Raw genomic sequence first — 15248 nt, forward strand, 5'->3', positions numbered from 1 at the left:
CGCCCCGCCGGCTCCACACTCGTCTTGTGGGCGGCCGCCCCCCCCCTGCCAACGCCCCACACCATATCCCAGGGCCCGCCGCGCGGGCGTGCACCCCCCCGCCCTGTTGAACCGGGCGGCGCGCGACTGTGCTATGGGCAGTGCCAAATGCGAACAATCAGCAGACTTTTCGATTCCCGCGACCAGGCAGCGCGTGCCGTAGCCGCGCTTCAGGCGGCAGGAGTTTCTCACGAACAGATCAGCGTCATCGGACCTTACGACGACGAAATCAGCGCTGTCTTGCGCGGTCCGGGCGGTGCCGCGCTTGGCGCGGCAGCTGGTCTGTTAATCGGCCTGGGTGCTTTTGGAGCCACCGGCATTGATCCTGTTGGAGCGGCGGCTGGCATGGTCCTCGTTGGTGCCGCCTGCGGCGGCTTTGCTGGTGGGCTTCTCCAGACATCCGCCGATCTTGCCAAAAAGCCGGGTGAGCCGGACGTTGTACAAGGCGTCATTTTTGTGATGGCGCATGTCGATGAAAACCAGGCCGATACCGCGCAAGCAGTGCTTGAGAATCCCGTTCACGTAACGCAACTCGTGGCCACGGTCGGGTGAGATGCGTCGGGTTGGTTCGCGCAGGTACGAAACGCATCAGATCGGCACTTCTCGCTGAGCCATCAGTTTTCCCTCTGACGGCTCACGAGGCGGGAAGCGTCTGCTCGACCAGATTGACGTAGTAGCGCAACACGGTCGGCACGATCTCGTCATTGAAGACGTAGCGATCGCCGTGCAGGCCCTCGCCGGGACCGACATCGCCGACGCCGATCCATGCGTAGCAGCCGCCTGCTTCGCGAATCATGAAGGCGAAATCCTCGCAGCCCAGGCTCGGGCTGAACTCGGTCGTGACGTTCTCCCTCCCGACGGTGGCGGCGGCCGCTTCGACGGCGCGGGCCGTAGCAAATCCGGTGTTGATGAGCGGCGGATAGCCCTTCTTGTAGTCGAGCGTGGCCTTAAGCGAATGGGCTGCGGCAATGCCCCGGGCGATCTCGCCGATCAGCTTCTCGCAATGATCGGAATGACCGGGCTCGAAAAACCGGCAGGTGCCTTGCAGCCAGACCTTGCCAGGCACGATGTTGCCGACATTGCCGCCATGGATCTGGGTGAGGCTGACGACCAGCGCGCTTTGCGGATCGACCGAGCGGCTGACAATGCGCTGGACGGCCTGGACAAAGGCGCCGGCGGCCAGGATTGGGTCGTCGCCGCGCTGCGGCATGGCGGCATGTGCGCCAAGACCCTCGAAGGTCAGCTCGAAATTGTCGACAGCCGCCATCTGCGCTCCAACGCGAGCGGCGATCGTCCCCAGTCTGACGCCCGGCCAGTTGTGGACGGCATACATCGCCTCGACTGGGAAACGCCTAAACAGGCCATCTTCGATCATGCGCAAGCTGCCGCCTTCATTTTCTTCGGCTGGCTGGAAGATGAAGTAGACGATGCCGTCGAAGGCGCGGGATTGGCTGAGCAGCCTGGCGGCGCCGAGCAGCATGGCTGTGTGGCCGTCATGGCCGCAGGCGTGCATCACGCCCTCATTCCTGGAGGCATAGGGCAAGCCGGTCCTCTCAACGACCGGAAGCGCGTCCAGCTCGGCGCGGAGACCGATGGCGCGCGTGCCCGTGCCGCCGCGCAGGACGCCGACAATCCCGGTGTCGCCGATCCCCTCATGCACCTCGTCGAAGCCGAAGGCGCGCAGTTTCTCGGAAACGAAACGTGCCGTTTCGTTCGCATCGAATCCGAGTTCGGGATTAGAATGGATATGGTGGCGCCAGGCTATCACCTCTGGCGTCAAGGCGGCGATAGGGTCATTATGCAGCATGATGCTCCTTCCACGCCGGCAAAGGGCGGTTTGATCCGGGATCACGATTAGAAGGTCGCGCAAGAGGCGTCTTGAACCAGATTGACCGCAGCAGGGACGAGAACGTGCAAGCGCCAGAGACCAGCAAATACTGGCGCCATCCCTGCTTCCCTGACCTTGGCCTGTTCAAGGCGCGCTTCACGCAGCACCGCTACGAACTGCACACCCATCCAACCTATGTGATCGCGCTGATTACGTCTGGCTGCGAACGCATCCGCATCGGACGCCACGGCGTTCTCGCTCCGGCAGGCACCATTGCCGTCGTCAATCCCGAGGAGTGGCATGACGGCGAACAAGGTGCGGATGGAGGCTGGGCCTACCGGACGTTTTATCCATCGGTGCCGGTGATGGCGGGGCTCGCCCGCGAGTTGGGCGGGGCTGACGCGCCGGTCTTCTCGCACGCGATCATCGAGGACAGCGATCTCGCCGCGGCGTTGGCGGCGGCGCATGAAGGCTCGACGTCCCAGGACGCAACGAAAGCCGAGGCGTCGCTGCTTGTCGCCTTGAGGCATCTCATCGTTCGGCATGGCGATTGGAGCGGGCGAACCGAAGAGATCGATAGCTCGGGATCGCGACAGAGGTTCTCGCTCTACGAGGACGTTATCGAAAGCGAACTTGGCTCGCAGCTCGACCTGCAGCGGCTTGCCGACGCCGCGCGCGTCACCCGGTTCCAGGTCATCCGGGATTTCAAGAAGGCGATTGGCCTGACGCCCGCAGCCTATATCCGGGACCGGAGATTGCGTCGCGCCTGCACCTTGATTGAACAGGGGCTCGGCCTCGCCGATGCCGCCATCGCAGCAGGTTTCGCCGACCAGAGCCATCTTTCCCGCACGTTCCGGGCGACGCGCGGCATGACGCCTGGCATGTTCAGGAGAGGCGGCTGAGTGCTCTCAAAAGGACGCTTGCGCGCGGAAATTTGCTGCGCGATGGTGAAGTTGGGCTTGGGGGGAATTATGCGAAAAATTCTGACATCGACAACGCTGCTGCTCGCGGCAGCCCTGTCCGCAACTGCCGCGCACGCGCTGGACGCGAGCGGCACCCCGGTTGTCGTGACCCCGCTTGCCTCGCGCACCGAGACGGCGTCCGGCCAGCCGATCACGCTGCCGCAGAAAAACGTGCAGGTCCTGGTTTCGTCCTTTGAGATTGCGCCGGGCGCGACCTTGCCAGTCCACAAGCACCCGTTTCCCCGCTATGCGTATGTCCAGGGTGGAACGCTTCAGGTCACCAATGTCGAGACCGGCAAGAGCACCACGTACAACTCAGGCGATTTCATCATCGAGATGATCGGGCAGTGGCATCAGGCTACCAATGTTGGCGCCGATCCGGTCAAGCTGCTGGTCATCGACCAGGTCGAAGAAGGCACCAAGAACACGGTGTTGCGCCAGTAGCTGGCAACAGTGGTGGCTGCTAGCCGGCTGCTCAGTTCGCCGCCGCGCTCACCCGGTCCGCGGCGGCGGCCAGCACGGCGCGGTCGCCCTCCTCGTACAACCGATGGATCGAGATCGCGCTGACGCGCCAGCCTTCGGGTGTCCGCGCCAGCCGGTGCAGATAGCTGGCGCCGACCGTCCAGAACCGGGTGTCGATCCAGTGGGTGGCGCGGACATGGCTGCGCGCAATCGCATCGTTGCCCGCGCCTTCGACGATGATGTTGGTGATGAGGTGCTGGGTGGCGTCGAAGCCCGGCAAGAGCCCTCGCCACTGCGCAATCAGCGCGTCGCGGTCGCTGGTTGCGGCTTCGCCGCCGAAAAGGGTGGTATAGTCGGTCGTGACGCGGGAGCGAAATACGATCTGACCCGGTTCCATTCGCGCAAATCGGCATAGAGGCCGATTCCCGCCACTGCCTCGGCGATGGCGCTCCTGTCTTCGACCGTCAGCGTGACGGCGGATCGCGTGGTGCTCACGGCCGGCGGACAGGTGGCGGCAAACGTCGCGGCGAAAACTGCCGAGGCCAGGACGACAAACCGGCGGGTGACGAGGCTCATTGTCCCGCCTCCCCTACACCGCCCAGCGTGGCGCGGAAATGCGCGGCAACGGCGTCGCTCGCGGCCTTCACCGGCACAGCACGGTCGTAGAAGTCGAACTGGGTGACTTTGTCGAGCCACAGCTGCTGCTTCTGCCCGGTCAGTCGCGCGTAAAATTTGCGTGCACCCTGTGGGATGGCAGCCGCCTCGCTGTGCACCATCAGGAAGGGCTGATGCAGGCGCCGAGCAGCCTGGATTGCATCGAATGTCAGCCAGCCGCGCCAGAAGGCCGGATCGGCCTCGTTGCGCCAGGCCGGGATCATCCCGCGATCGGACTCGGTGTAGTAAGGCACCTTGAACATGACCGCGCGGTCATCGGTCAGGCTGGCGGCGGGCAGGAACGTCTGCTTGCCGGTGCTGCGATACGCAGCCTCGGCCCCATCGCCCGCGGCTTCAAGTCTAGCGACGCCATCCTTGCCACCATAGGTCTGCTCGACCACTTCGGCATCATGCAGCCACGGCGCAACGAGGGCGACCGATTTGATCGCGGCATCTTTAGCGGCGGCAGTGACCATGTAGCCGGAGCTGGCGCAAATGCCGAGCCCGCCGATGCGATCCTTGCTGATCTCGGGCCGGGTCGCGAGATACGCGACCGCCGCTTCGATATCGGCGATCTTGGCGCCGGGGTCTTCATATTGGCGCCGCGCGCCGCCGCTCTCGCCCCAGCCGCGAAAATCAAAGGTCAAGGCGACGAATCCGCGGTCGGCCATTTCGCGGGCGTAGCGGGCCGGCATCTGTTCCTTCACCGTCATCCAGGCGCCGGTCACGACCAGCGCGGACCGAGGTTTCGCCGGGTCCAGATCCTCGGGCAAGTAGAGGTCGCCGGCGATCTGCTCCCCGTGCGAGGCGAAAGTAACGCGCTCGACGCGCGATGCGGCGAACGCATTGGAGGCGAGCGCGACGGCGGTTGCCGCGGCTAGCTTCAGGATTTTCAACATCGCAAGTCTCCTTTGGCTCGGGGCGGGAGCACGGCGGGTTGGTGAAAGCCGCCTTCTAGCGGTCATCCGCCAGTCGGTCCGGCAGTGGCTTCAGCGGGTAGTGCGCCCAGTAGAAGGCGTCCGACTGGTACATGTCGGTCAAAAAATTCTGTGCCTCGGTGATCTTGCCGTCCTTGATGCGAAACATCAGGGCGTAGAGCTGGTCGATCTCGGGACCTGAGCCGACGTTCGACCAGCCCCGATGGATGTCGACCACGAGGTCGCCCTGCGCCTGGAAGAAGATCGGCTCAGCCATGAATTTGCCGTCGGCCAGGCCGCGGAAGAAGGCGACCACTTCCTCCGGCCCGCGCTTGTCGCCGGCGAGCGGATGATGGCCGGGAATGCGCCAGACGATGTCAGGCGCGAGGAACGGCCGGACCGCCTCCGGGTTTCCGGTCGCATAAGCAGCGTAATAGTCCTTGATCAGCTGGATGTTGCGGTCTTCCTGCGGACCGCCGTTCGCGGGGGCGGCGGACACCGCCAGGAGAACGCCGGCGGCGAGCAAAGCGAGCCTGGTCATCGGTCCTGTCTCCTTGCCTTTCGAGCCGCCGGAACGGCGAGGCCCGTTCGTCGGACCAACATGAGGCTTTTTACTCACCGGAAAAACCCGTATAGTTCGACAAGGCTATTTGGAATATCCTCACAATGCGCCTCGACCAGTTCAGCGGCATCGTCGCCTTCGTGAAGGTCGCGGAGGCCAAGAGCTTCACCCGCGCTGCCGCCGAACTCGGCGTCGCTCCGGCCTCCCTGAGCGAGGCGGTGAAGGGGCTTGAGGAGCGTCTGGGGGTGCGGCTTCTCAACCGCACGACCCGCAGCGTTGGCTTGACCGAAGCCGGCGCCCACTACCTCGACCACGTGCGCCCGGCGGCCGAAGAGATCCGGGCAACCGGCGCGGCGCTGCGCGAAACCCGCGATCGCCCCGCCGGCACGTTGCGCCTGAGCCTGCCATGGATCGCCGCACCGCTGCTGATCGAGCCGCTTATGGGGCCGTTCATGGACGCTTACCCGGAAGTGCGGCTTAGCCTGATCTTCGACGACAATTTCGTCGATATTGCCGCTCAGGGCTTCGATGCCGGTCTGCGGATCGGCGAGCTTCTCGAGAAAGATATGATCGGCGCGCGTCTGGGCGGGCCACTGCAGACGGTCGTGTTGGGGAGCCCGGACTATCTGGCGCGCAACGGCACGCCGAAGCGGCCCGCCGACCTCGCCGCCCACCGCTGCATCGCCTTCGCCTTCACCCGCACCCGCGCCATCTCGCCCTGGGAGTTCGTCGTCGATAGACGCCAGGTCGAGTTCACGCCCGACGCACGTCTGATCGTGAACACGCTTCCGCTCTGCATTACCGCCGCCGCGCAAGGGCTTGGCCTTGCATTCGCCGTCGAAGGCCTCGCTGCGCCGCTTCTCGCCTCAGGCGCGCTGGTCAAGGTGCTGGAACCTTTCTGTCCCACCTACGAACCGCTACACGTCTATTATCCCAGCCGCCGCCTCGTACCGCCGAAGCTGCGGGCCTTCATCGATTTCGTGCGCGCGAACGCGCTCAATTTGCGGATTTGACGCGCCGCCGCGCTGCCGCAACTGGATAGGCAACAGCCCATATTCGCGAACTGGTCCCTCTCAGGATCAAGCACCGGCTGAGCCAATAGTTCCGGCTTTCGCTACAAGGAGCCCGATGCTAGGGCATGACCAACTCGAATTCGCCAACGGATCGCCCTGTGACCGACACCGAACGCCCTCGCCTGCCGCTGATCGAAATCTGTGTCGAAGGCATAGATGGCCTGCTCGCCGCCCAGGCCGCCGGCGCCGACCGGGTCGAGCTCTGCGCCAGCCTCGTCGAGGGCGGCATCACACCGAGTTTTGGCACCGTGCGCGCAGCCCTCGAACTGGCGACGATCCCATTCCACGTCATCGTGCGGCCGCGCGGCGGCGACTTTCTCTACAGTGAAGCCGAATACAGCTCGATGCTCACGGATGTGCGCGCGCTACGCGAGCTTGGCGTGGCCGGTGTCGTCGTCGGCTGCCTGAATGCCGACGGTAGCATCGACGAAAAGCGCATGAGCGAATTGGTGCAGGCGGCACGGCCTTTGAACGTCACCTGCCACCGTGCCTTCGACATGACACGCGATCCGGCCGAAGCGCTGGAAGCGCTGATCCGCAGCAAGGTCGGCCGCGTGCTGACCAGCGGCCAGCGCGACACCGCATTGGAGGGCGTGGCCCTGCTGGCGGACCTGGTCCGGGAGGCCGGAAAGCGTATCATCATTCTTGGCTGCGGCGGGCTTGACCCCAGGAATATCGCCGAAGTGCGGGAAAGAACCAGGCTGACCGAAATGCACTTCGCCGCACTCAAGGACGTGCCGAGCGCGATGCGCTACCGCAATTCCCAAGTTGGCATGGGCGGCACCGACCTCGACCGCGAGTACCGCAACACCGTCACCGACGCGTCGCTGGTGGCGGCGACGATTGCGGCGGCGAAAGCATGATCCCGAAGGAAGCAAACACGTGACGCAGGCACGCTTGCCGATCGACCGGGTCTCGCCGCAGGACGAGCCCGCCGTCCTCGTCCTCAACAACGAGCACGCGGCCGAGTTGTCGTGGCTTGAGCCAGAACGCCTGTCCTTCCTGCTCGGCGAAGCGTTTTATGCGCGCCGCGTCGGCGCGCTCGAGGCCTTCATCATGACCTTCGACCAGAACGCCCGCTACGACAGCCCGAACTTCCTGTGGTTCCGCGAGCGCTATCCGCGCTTCGTCTATGTCGACCGCGTCCTCGTCGCGGGAGAAGCGCGGGGCCGCGGCCATGCTCGACGGCTCTATGAGGATCTCTTCGACCATGCACGGCGTGCCGGCCAGACCATCGTCACCTGCGAGGTGAATGCCGAGCCGCCCAATCCGGCTTCAGATGCCTTTCACGCAGCGCTCGGCTTCGTCGAGGTCGGCGACGCGGTGATCCACAGCGGCAAGAAGGCGGTCCGCTACTATACCAGGCAGATCACCGGCTGAGGCGACAGCACTACCAGTTGCGGTTTGCTGGGCGAGCCGCTTGGCTCATGCGTCTCTTCCTTCTCCCCTTGTTGTGGGAGTAGGGCAGTAGGGCAGTATTTTTACGCTGCTCGCCGACCCAGCCAATTTTCCTATTCCCTATTCCCTACTGCCCTCCTTCAGGCGTTGGCTGCAGCCACCGCGCGCTTGGCCATCACCACGATCAGATTGGCGCGATAATCGGCCGAGGCATGGATGTCAGTCATCAAATCATCCGCCGGCACTTTCACTCCGTTGAGGGCAGCGGCGTCGAAATTCGTGGCAAGTGCCGCCTCGATTTCCTTCGAACGAAAGACGCCGTTATCGCCGGCCCCGGTGACGGCGACGCGGACTCCGTCCGCGCCCTCGGCCACGAACACACCGACGATCGCATAGCGCGAAGCCGGATTGCGGAATTTTTCATAGGCCGCCTTGGCCGGCGCGGTGAAGGTCACCGCGGTGACGATCTCGCCGTCCTCCAGTGCCGTCTCGAACAGGCCGGTGAAGAATGCGTCGGCGGCGATCTCGCGCCTGTTGGTGACGATAATGGCGTCAAGCGCAAGAAGTGCTGCCGGATAATCGGCCGCCGGGTCATTATTGGCGATCGAGCCGCCGATCGTGCCCTTGTAGCGTACCGCCGGATCACCGATCAGAGAAGCCATGTGGGCCAAAGCCGGACAGGCCGTCTTCAGCCTCTCGTCGCGGGCGACGTCGTAATGCGTGGTGCCGGCGCGGATGGTGATGGTGCTGCCCGACACCTCGATGCCTTTCAATTCCTCGATATGCGAAAGGTCAACGAGATCGGACGGTGCGGCGAGCCGGGTCTTCATCGCAGGGATCAGCGTCATGCCGCCCGACAGCAGCTTCGCATCGCCGCTCTCGAGCAGCTTGACGGCATCGGCGAGCGAGGCGGCGCGGTGATAGTTGACTGAGTACATTTGTCTTTCTCCCTTCGGGGGAAAGGAGCGAATAGGGAGTAGTGAGTAGCGAACAGGGCCTATCCCTTCGCACGCTCTTTGTTCCTATTCGCTACTCCCTATTCGCTATTTGCTTATCAGTGTTTCGTCGCCCGGATCGCTGCCCAGACCGTGGACGGCGATGCCGGCATGGCGATATCGGTGATGCCGATGGCGTCGGTGATGGCGTTGATCACTGCCGGCGGTGAGCCGATGGCGCCGGCCTCGCCGCAGCCCTTGATGCCGAGCGGATTGCCCGGGCACGGCGTGTTCGAGGTCGAGACCTTGAACGACGGCAGGTCGTCGGCTCGCGGCATGGTGTAGTCCATGTAGCTCGCCGTCAAAAGCTGGCCGCTGGCGTCGTAGCGGGTGCCCTCCAGCAAGGCCTGGCCGATGCCCTGCGCGATGCCGCCATGCACCTGGCCTTCGACGATCATCGGGTTGATGATGTTGCCGAAATCGTCGGCCGCGACGAACTGGACGACCTCGGTCACGCCGGTCTCGGGATCGATCTCGACCTCGCAGACATAGCATCCCGCCGGGAAGGTGAAGTTCGACGGATCGTAGAACGAGGTCTCCTTCAGCCCCGGTTCCATACCGCTTGGCAGGTTGTGCGCGGTATAGGCAGCAAGCGCCATCTGGAACCACGGCACTTGTTTGTCGGTGCCGGCGACCTTCAAGGCGCCGTTTTCGATGACGATGTCGCCCTCGTCGGCCTCGAGCAGATGGGCGGCGATCTTCTTGGCCTTGGCCTCGACCTTGTCGAGCGCCTTGGCGACAGCCGACATGCCGACGGCGCCCGAGCGCGAGCCGTAGGTGCCCATGCCCATCTGCACCTTGTCGGTATCGCCATGGACGATCGAGACACTGTCGATCGGCACGCCGAAGCGCTGGTTGACCAGTTGCGCGAAGGTCGTCTCATGGCCCTGGCCGTGGCTGTGCGAGCCGGTCAGCACCTCGATGGTTCCGGCGGCGTTGACGCGCACCTCGGCACTTTCCCAAAGGCCGACACCGGCTCCAAGACTGCCGACCGCCGCCGACGGCGCCAGTCCGCAGGCCTCGATATAGCAACTCATGCCGATGCCGCGCAGCTTGCCTCTGATGGCGGCGTCGGCCTTGCGCTGGGCAAAACCGGCATAGTCGGCAGCCGCCATCGCCGCGTCCAGCGAAGCGGCATAATCGCCGGCGTCATAGTTCATGATCACCGGTGTCTGGTGCGGAAACGCCGTGATGAAGTTCTTTCGGCGAAGTTCCGCCGGCGACACGCCCAGTTCGCGTGCGGCGGTCTCGATGGTGCGTTCGAGCAGATAGGTGGCCTCCGGCCGCCCTGCTCCGCGATAGGCGTCGACCGGCGCGGTGTTGGTGTAGACGGCGCGCACATTGGCGTGGATCGCCGGAATGTCGTACTGGCCCGACAACAGCGTCGCGTAGAGATAGGTCGGCACGCAGGACGAGAACAGCGACATGTAGGCGCCGAGATTGGCTGTCGTGTCGACCTTCAGCCCGGTGATCCTGTTGTCCTTGTCGAAGGCCATTTCGACCGTCGAGACATGGTCGCGGCCATGGGCGTCGGTGAGAAAGCTCTCGGTGCGGTCGGCCACCCATTTGACCGGCACGCCGGTCTTCTTCGAGGCCCACAGGCAGACGATTTCTTCCGGATAGATGTAAATCTTCGAACCGAACCCGCCGCCGACATCCGGCGCGATGACGCGCAGCTTGTTTTCCGGCGCGACATTGTAGAAGGCGCTCATCACCAGGCGCGCGAGATGCGGATTCTGCGAAGTCGTCCAGCAGGTATAGTGGTCCTCGGCCTTGTCGTAGTGGCCAAGTGCTGCGCGCGGCTCCATTGCGTTGGGCACCAGCCGGTTGTTGACGATCTTCATGCGGGTGATGTGGGCAGCCGCCTTGATTGCCGCGTTGGTCGCCGCGCTGTCGCCGAGCTCCCAGTCGAAAATCAGATTGCCGTCGGCTTCCGGATGGATCTGTGGCGCACTCCTTTCGAGCGCCTTCGGGGCGTCGACGACGGCCTTCAGTTCCTCGTACGTGATGTCGACCGCTTCGGCCGCGTCGCGCGCCTGCCCCTTGGTCTCGGCAACCACGACGACCACCGCGTCGCCGACATAGCGGACCCTGTCGAAGGCCAGCGGCGACCACGCGCCCATCTTCATCGGCGAGCCGTCCTTGGAATGGATCATCCAGCCGCAGATGATGTTGCCGATGCCGTCGGCCTTGAGCTCCTTGCCGGTCAGCACGCCAATGACGCCCGGCATGGCCTGCGCCTTCGCAACGTCGATGTTCTTGATCTGCGCATGCGCATGCGGGCTTCGCACGAAGGCCGCATGCTTCATGCCGGGAACCACCATGTCGTCGACATAGCGCCCGGCGCCGGTAATGAACCGCTTGTCTTCCTTGCGCGCTACACGAGCGCCAACACCTTCAATGCCCATTGCAGAAATTCCTCCCGAATTTTGAAGCGAATTGCGAATAGTGACTAGCGAATAGGAAAGAGAGGGGGTTGCAAACTCGCCGGCTGCCTCTGCAAACGCGAGCCGGGTTTTCTACCCTATTCGCTATTCGCCACTCCCTATTCGCTCTTCCCTCATGCCGCTTGCCTGGCCTTGCCCTTCGAAGACATCGTCTCCGATGCGGCGAGGATCGCCTTGACGATGTTGTGGTAGCCGGTGCAGCGGCAGATATTGCCTTCGAGCTCGGCCCGCACCGTGGCCTCGTCGAGGCCTTCGGGATGGCGGTTGACCATATCGGTCGCCGCCATGATCATGCCCGGCGTGCAGAAACCGCATTGCAGCCCGTGATACTCCTTGAACGCCGCCTGCATCGGATGCAGGTCGGCGCCGTCAGCCAGGCCTTCGATCGTCACGACGCTTGACCCGGAGGCTTGCACCGCAAGCATGGTGCAGGATTTTACCGCTTTGCCGTCGACATGGATCACACAGGCGCCGCATTGCGAGGTGTCGCAGCCGACATGCGTCCCGGTCAGGCCGAGATTCTCCCTCAAGAAATGAACCAGAAGCGTACGGTCTTCGGCAGTGCCGCTGACCCGCTTTCCGTTCACCGTCAACGATATCTCCGACATGAAACCTCCCTGGGTGCTACCTTGGTCGTTTGGCGTCGGTGGTGCCCGAGCCCTCCATCTGTCCGCTATTCTTATACCGCATAAAGCACGGGAAATAGTGCCGCGGATGCCGAGATCGCGAGAATGCAGTTCGGCCGAAAATCCGCCTATTGTACTTTCGGTCACGCAAAGACAGGCAAACGGCGGAGCGAAGCGAAACCATGGGTCGCCTGGCGATGCCGCCTGCGGCCTGTCAAAAACAGCAGAAAATTCAATTCCGTCATGTTGGCTCATTGCCAAAGTAGCACTTGAAGACAACAATGACGTCGACGCCGGCGCGCCAGGAGCACAAAAAAGAGCCGCGCACAAAAAGAGCGTCGGAGGAAATGGAGGAGGAAGCCGCTGGCCAGTTCACGGACGCGCTATGCATGCGGCCTATCGGTTCTCACCACCGATGAACCCGACGCGGATGCGTTCGCCCGGGCGGTGGAAGTGGAAGCCACGGCCATCGACGCTGGGTTTGCCCTGCTGTTTTTCTCGCAAAGCCTGCTTGAGGCAGTCGCCCTTTCGGAAGCGCTCAACAACCACGCGCCGGCGCTCCGCTATGCCGGCTGCTCGACGGCCGGCGAGATTACGCCCAAGGGCCTGGAGGACGGCCAGGTCATGGCCATGCTGCTTCCCTCCGCATCGTTTTCGGCAGCCAGCACCATGGTCGAAAATCTGTCCTCATCGGGCATGGACGGGATCACCGGCGAAGTCGAGGCGCTGAGGCGTTCGTTACGCGGGCGCGTCGGGCACGAGCGAGCCGACACCACTTTCGCGCTCTGCCTCATCGACGGGCTGTCCTATGCCGAGGAAGCGGTCACCTCCGCCATCCATTGGGGGCTCGACGATATTCCGCTGATCGGCGGGTCGGCCGGCGATGATTTGAAGTTCGAGACGACGCGGCTGATCTCGAACGGCAAGGTTGCCTGCGACTGCGCCATCATCGTGCTGATCACCACGGAAATTCCTTTCCACGTGTTCAAGACCGACAATTTCGTCCCCACCGACGAGAAGCTGGTGGTGACCGCGTCCGATCCCGATCACCGCACCGTGCGCGAATTCAACGCCACCAATGCCGCCGAGGAATATGCCGCCTCGGTCGGCGTCATCCCGCAGATGCTGACGCCGCTGAGTTTCGCTTCGCACCCGGTGGTGGTGAAGGTCGGCGGCGAATTTTACTGCCGCTCGATCCAGAAGATGCACGCGGACGGCTCGCTGTCGTTCTTCTGCGCCATCGACGATGGCGTCGTCCTTTCCATCGCCCGACCCAAGAACATGGTTGAATCGACGCGTGCCGCCTTCAGGGATGTCGAGGAAAGGCTTGGCGGCATCGACATGATCCTCGCCTTTGACTGCGTGCTGCGCAGGCTCGATGCGCGCAACCGCCAGGTTTTTCGCGAGATTTCGGAACTCTACAAGGTCAACAACGTCATCGGCTTCGGCACCTATGGCGAGCAGTACCGGTCGATGCATCTGAACCAGACGTTCACCGGCATCGCCTTCGGAGAGCGGCAGGCGGCGGAGTAGGAGGTTTCATGCCGCTCAGGGACATCAACGACCTGGAGAAGCTGAAGAAGATCAACGCAGCCCTTGTCAGCCGCGTCGAGCGCTCGATGGACCAGCAAGGCAACGCGTTCTCGCTGTTCCAGACCGCGATTTCGCTCGAGAATCGAGTGCGTACGCGCACCGAGGAACTGCACTCAACACTGCGTAGATTGGAACAATCCAACATCGATTTGAGCGCGGCCAAGGAAAACGCGGAACTGGCGAACCTGTCCAAGACCAGGTTCCTGGCAGCCGCCAGCCACGATGTGTTGCAACCTCTGAACGCCGCGCATCTCTCGGTCTCGGCGCTGGCCGAAGTGCAGACCAGCGACGAAGGCAAAAAACTGGTCCGGCAGGTCGAGCGGTCGCTGGAGACGATGGAGGATCTGCTGCGCACCCTGCTCGACATCTCCAAGCTCGACGCCGGCGTCGTGCAGCCCGATATCGGCGACGTCAGCCTGGAGGTGCTGTTTTCGTCGCTGCGCTCGGATTTCCTGCCGGTCGCCGAGTTGAAGAGCTTGACGCTAAAATTCCGGCCGGTCAACGCCGTCGTGCGTTCGGATCGCACCTTGCTGCGCCGCATCCTGCAGAACCTCCTTTCCAACGCGCTGCGCTACACCCGCTCCGGCGGCGTGCTGGTCGGCACCAGGCATCGCGGCGACACGATCCGCATCGATGTCGCCGATACCGGCTGCGGCATCCCTGACGACCAGCGCGAGGCGGTGTTCGAGGAATTCCACCGCGGCACGATCCCGACCGATGCCGGGCTTGCCGGCGCCGGGCTGGGACTGGGCCTGGCCATCGTGCGCCGCATCGCCGCCGCACTCGGCCATCCCGTGACGTTCTCGTCGAAAGTCGGGCACGGCACGATTTTCCACATCGACGTTCCAGTCGGGATCGGCGCCAGTGTCGATGCCATTGCCAGCAGCGCCGACATGGAGCGGCCGCGCGGCTACGGTCTGTTCGGCACAAAAGTGCTGTTGGTCGAGAACGACGTCGAGGTGCTGCAGGCGATGACGTCCTTGCTCGAGCGCTGGCAGTGCCTGGTGCGCCCCGCCACCTCGACCGATGCTGCGCTCGAGATGCTCGGCGATACCGACTGGGTACCGGACATCGTCATCGCCGACCAGCATCTCGACGGCGGCGATCTCGGCACCACGACGATTGCCGAGGTCCGCGATTATCTCAGCCGCGCCGTGCCGGCGCTGATCGTCACCGCCGACGGTTCGGAGACCGTCGCCAAGGCCGCCCGCGCCGCCGGCATCGAGCTGATGCGCAAGCCGCTGAAACCGGCACAACTGCGCGCGCTGCTGGCGCATTTGCTGGCTTGATCCCCAAAGACACGAGCAGAAGACCGCGAGCGACCAGCAAATGGCGCACTGTCACCGTAATTCTTACATAGGCAGATCGCAAATCTTGAGATTGGCTGAAACGCCTATCGCTTCGTCATCCTGGGGCGTAGCAAGGAGCGAAGCGACGCGGCGCAGACCCCAGGATCCATGCCGCGACTTGAGAGCACCGCTGCAGTGCAGAATTCTGCTCCGCGGCACCCTTCGGCCAAGGTTACGGCATGGATCCCAGGGTCTTCGCGACGGAGCTTCGCTCCTGCTTCGCCCTGGGATGACGAAGTTCGGGAGACCTAGAGCGTCGGACGCTCAGGTTGAATCGAGAGGGGATTCCAGTGAGGCGACGTTCGTGATTCACTTCCTGTAGGAGGTGATTTGCGATGCCCAA

At 63.7% G+C, this 15248-nt stretch carries 15 protein-coding genes; 7 read left to right on the forward strand and 8 right to left on the reverse strand.

Annotated features, from left to right (window positions below):
• Positions 1-324: 324 nt before the first annotated feature.
• Entirely contained in the window at positions 325-561 is a 237-nt protein-coding gene (locus NKH12_RS26965; protein ID WP_352955936.1) for a hypothetical protein, read from the reverse strand.
• Between the two features lie 112 nt (positions 562-673).
• Positions 674-1846 (reverse strand): M20 aminoacylase family protein, encoded by a 1173-nt coding sequence (locus NKH12_RS26970; RefSeq protein ID WP_352955937.1) that lies wholly within the window; start codon positions 1844-1846, stop codon positions 674-676.
• A gap of 71 nt (positions 1847-1917) precedes the next feature.
• Between NKH12_RS26970 and NKH12_RS26975 the strand changes: the two genes are divergently transcribed.
• Both NKH12_RS26975 and NKH12_RS26980 read left to right on the forward strand, forming a co-directional pair.
• A complete protein-coding gene (locus NKH12_RS26975; RefSeq protein WP_352955938.1) occupies positions 1918-2769 on the forward strand; it encodes an AraC family transcriptional regulator in 852 nt (283 codons plus the stop codon).
• 69 nt (positions 2770-2838) lie between these two features.
• Entirely contained in the window at positions 2839-3273 is a 435-nt protein-coding gene (locus NKH12_RS26980; RefSeq protein WP_352955951.1) for a cupin domain-containing protein, read from the forward strand.
• Positions 3274-3304: 31 nt separating this feature from the next.
• Here NKH12_RS26980 and NKH12_RS26985 read toward each other — a convergent pair whose 3' ends face one another.
• The 3 genes from NKH12_RS26985 to NKH12_RS26995 form a co-directional block, all read right to left on the reverse strand.
• Positions 3305-3688, reverse strand: coding sequence for a nuclear transport factor 2 family protein (locus tag NKH12_RS26985; protein ID WP_352955939.1), 384 nt, complete (start codon positions 3686-3688; stop codon positions 3305-3307).
• Positions 3689-3863: 175 nt separating this feature from the next.
• On the reverse strand, positions 3864-4844 hold the full coding sequence (locus tag NKH12_RS26990) for an alpha/beta hydrolase (RefSeq protein WP_352955941.1): 981 nt from the start codon (positions 4842-4844) through the stop codon (positions 3864-3866).
• 55 nt (positions 4845-4899) lie between these two features.
• The gene (locus NKH12_RS26995; RefSeq protein WP_352955942.1) at positions 4900-5403 is read right to left on the reverse strand and encodes a nuclear transport factor 2 family protein; all 504 of its coding nucleotides are present in this window, start codon (positions 5401-5403) and stop codon (positions 4900-4902) included.
• Positions 5404-5528: 125 nt separating this feature from the next.
• Here NKH12_RS26995 and NKH12_RS27000 point away from each other — a divergent pair, with 125 nt between their 5' ends.
• From NKH12_RS27000 to NKH12_RS27010, 3 genes are all read left to right on the forward strand, one after another.
• Complete coding sequence (locus NKH12_RS27000) at positions 5529-6437, forward strand: LysR family transcriptional regulator (RefSeq protein WP_352955943.1); 909 nt, start codon at positions 5529-5531, stop codon at positions 6435-6437.
• A gap of 125 nt (positions 6438-6562) precedes the next feature.
• Entirely contained in the window at positions 6563-7360 is a 798-nt protein-coding gene (locus NKH12_RS27005; RefSeq protein WP_352955944.1) for a copper homeostasis protein CutC, read from the forward strand.
• Positions 7361-7379: 19 nt separating this feature from the next.
• Complete coding sequence (locus NKH12_RS27010) at positions 7380-7877, forward strand: GNAT family N-acetyltransferase (protein ID WP_352955945.1); 498 nt, start codon at positions 7380-7382, stop codon at positions 7875-7877.
• A 158-nt stretch (positions 7878-8035) separates the two neighbouring features.
• On the opposite strand, the gene NKH12_RS27015 is transcribed toward NKH12_RS27010, so the two are convergent.
• From NKH12_RS27015 to NKH12_RS27025, 3 genes are all read right to left on the reverse strand, one after another.
• Complete coding sequence (locus tag NKH12_RS27015; RefSeq protein WP_352955946.1) at positions 8036-8833, reverse strand: FAD binding domain-containing protein; 798 nt, start codon at positions 8831-8833, stop codon at positions 8036-8038.
• Between the two features lie 116 nt (positions 8834-8949).
• Positions 8950-11298, reverse strand: a complete 2349-nt coding sequence (locus tag NKH12_RS27020; protein ID WP_352955947.1) for a xanthine dehydrogenase family protein molybdopterin-binding subunit — start codon at positions 11296-11298, stop codon at positions 8950-8952.
• Between the two features lie 152 nt (positions 11299-11450).
• On the reverse strand, positions 11451-11945 hold the full coding sequence (locus NKH12_RS27025) for a (2Fe-2S)-binding protein (RefSeq protein ID WP_352955948.1): 495 nt from the start codon (positions 11943-11945) through the stop codon (positions 11451-11453).
• Between the two features lie 471 nt (positions 11946-12416).
• Here NKH12_RS27025 and NKH12_RS27030 point away from each other — a divergent pair, with 471 nt between their 5' ends.
• A complete protein-coding gene (locus tag NKH12_RS27030; protein WP_352955949.1) occupies positions 12417-13496 on the forward strand; it encodes an FIST N-terminal domain-containing protein in 1080 nt (359 codons plus the stop codon).
• 8 nt (positions 13497-13504) lie between these two features.
• A complete protein-coding gene (locus NKH12_RS27035; RefSeq protein ID WP_352955950.1) occupies positions 13505-14845 on the forward strand; it encodes an ATP-binding response regulator in 1341 nt (446 codons plus the stop codon).
• The last annotated feature ends 403 nt before the right edge of the window (positions 14846-15248 follow it).

The organism is Mesorhizobium sp. M1322, assembly GCF_040318085.1.
In the GTDB taxonomy this organism is placed as follows: Bacteria; Pseudomonadota; Alphaproteobacteria; order Rhizobiales; family Rhizobiaceae; genus Mesorhizobium.

Coding starts and splice junctions, on each gene's coding strand:
- NKH12_RS27035 (WP_352955950.1), top strand. CDS start 13,505: ATGCCGCTCAGGGACATCAACGACCTGGAGAAGCTGAAGAAGATCAAC.
- NKH12_RS27015 (WP_352955946.1), bottom strand. CDS start 8,833: ATGTACTCAGTCAACTATCACCGCGCCGCCTCGCTCGCCGATGCCGTC.
- NKH12_RS26970 (WP_352955937.1), bottom strand. CDS start 1,846: ATGCTGCATAATGACCCTATCGCCGCCTTGACGCCAGAGGTGATAGCC.
- NKH12_RS26995 (WP_352955942.1), bottom strand. CDS start 5,403: ATGACCAGGCTCGCTTTGCTCGCCGCCGGCGTTCTCCTGGCGGTGTCC.
- NKH12_RS26990 (WP_352955941.1), bottom strand. CDS start 4,844: ATGTTGAAAATCCTGAAGCTAGCCGCGGCAACCGCCGTCGCGCTCGCC.
- NKH12_RS26985 (WP_352955939.1), bottom strand. CDS start 3,688: ATGGAACCGGGTCAGATCGTATTTCGCTCCCGCGTCACGACCGACTAT.
- NKH12_RS26980 (WP_352955951.1), top strand. CDS start 2,839: ATGCGAAAAATTCTGACATCGACAACGCTGCTGCTCGCGGCAGCCCTG.
- NKH12_RS27020 (WP_352955947.1), bottom strand. CDS start 11,298: ATGGGCATTGAAGGTGTTGGCGCTCGTGTAGCGCGCAAGGAAGACAAG.
- NKH12_RS27025 (WP_352955948.1), bottom strand. CDS start 11,945: ATGTCGGAGATATCGTTGACGGTGAACGGAAAGCGGGTCAGCGGCACT.
- NKH12_RS27005 (WP_352955944.1), top strand. CDS start 6,563: ATGACCAACTCGAATTCGCCAACGGATCGCCCTGTGACCGACACCGAA.
- NKH12_RS27000 (WP_352955943.1), top strand. CDS start 5,529: ATGCGCCTCGACCAGTTCAGCGGCATCGTCGCCTTCGTGAAGGTCGCG.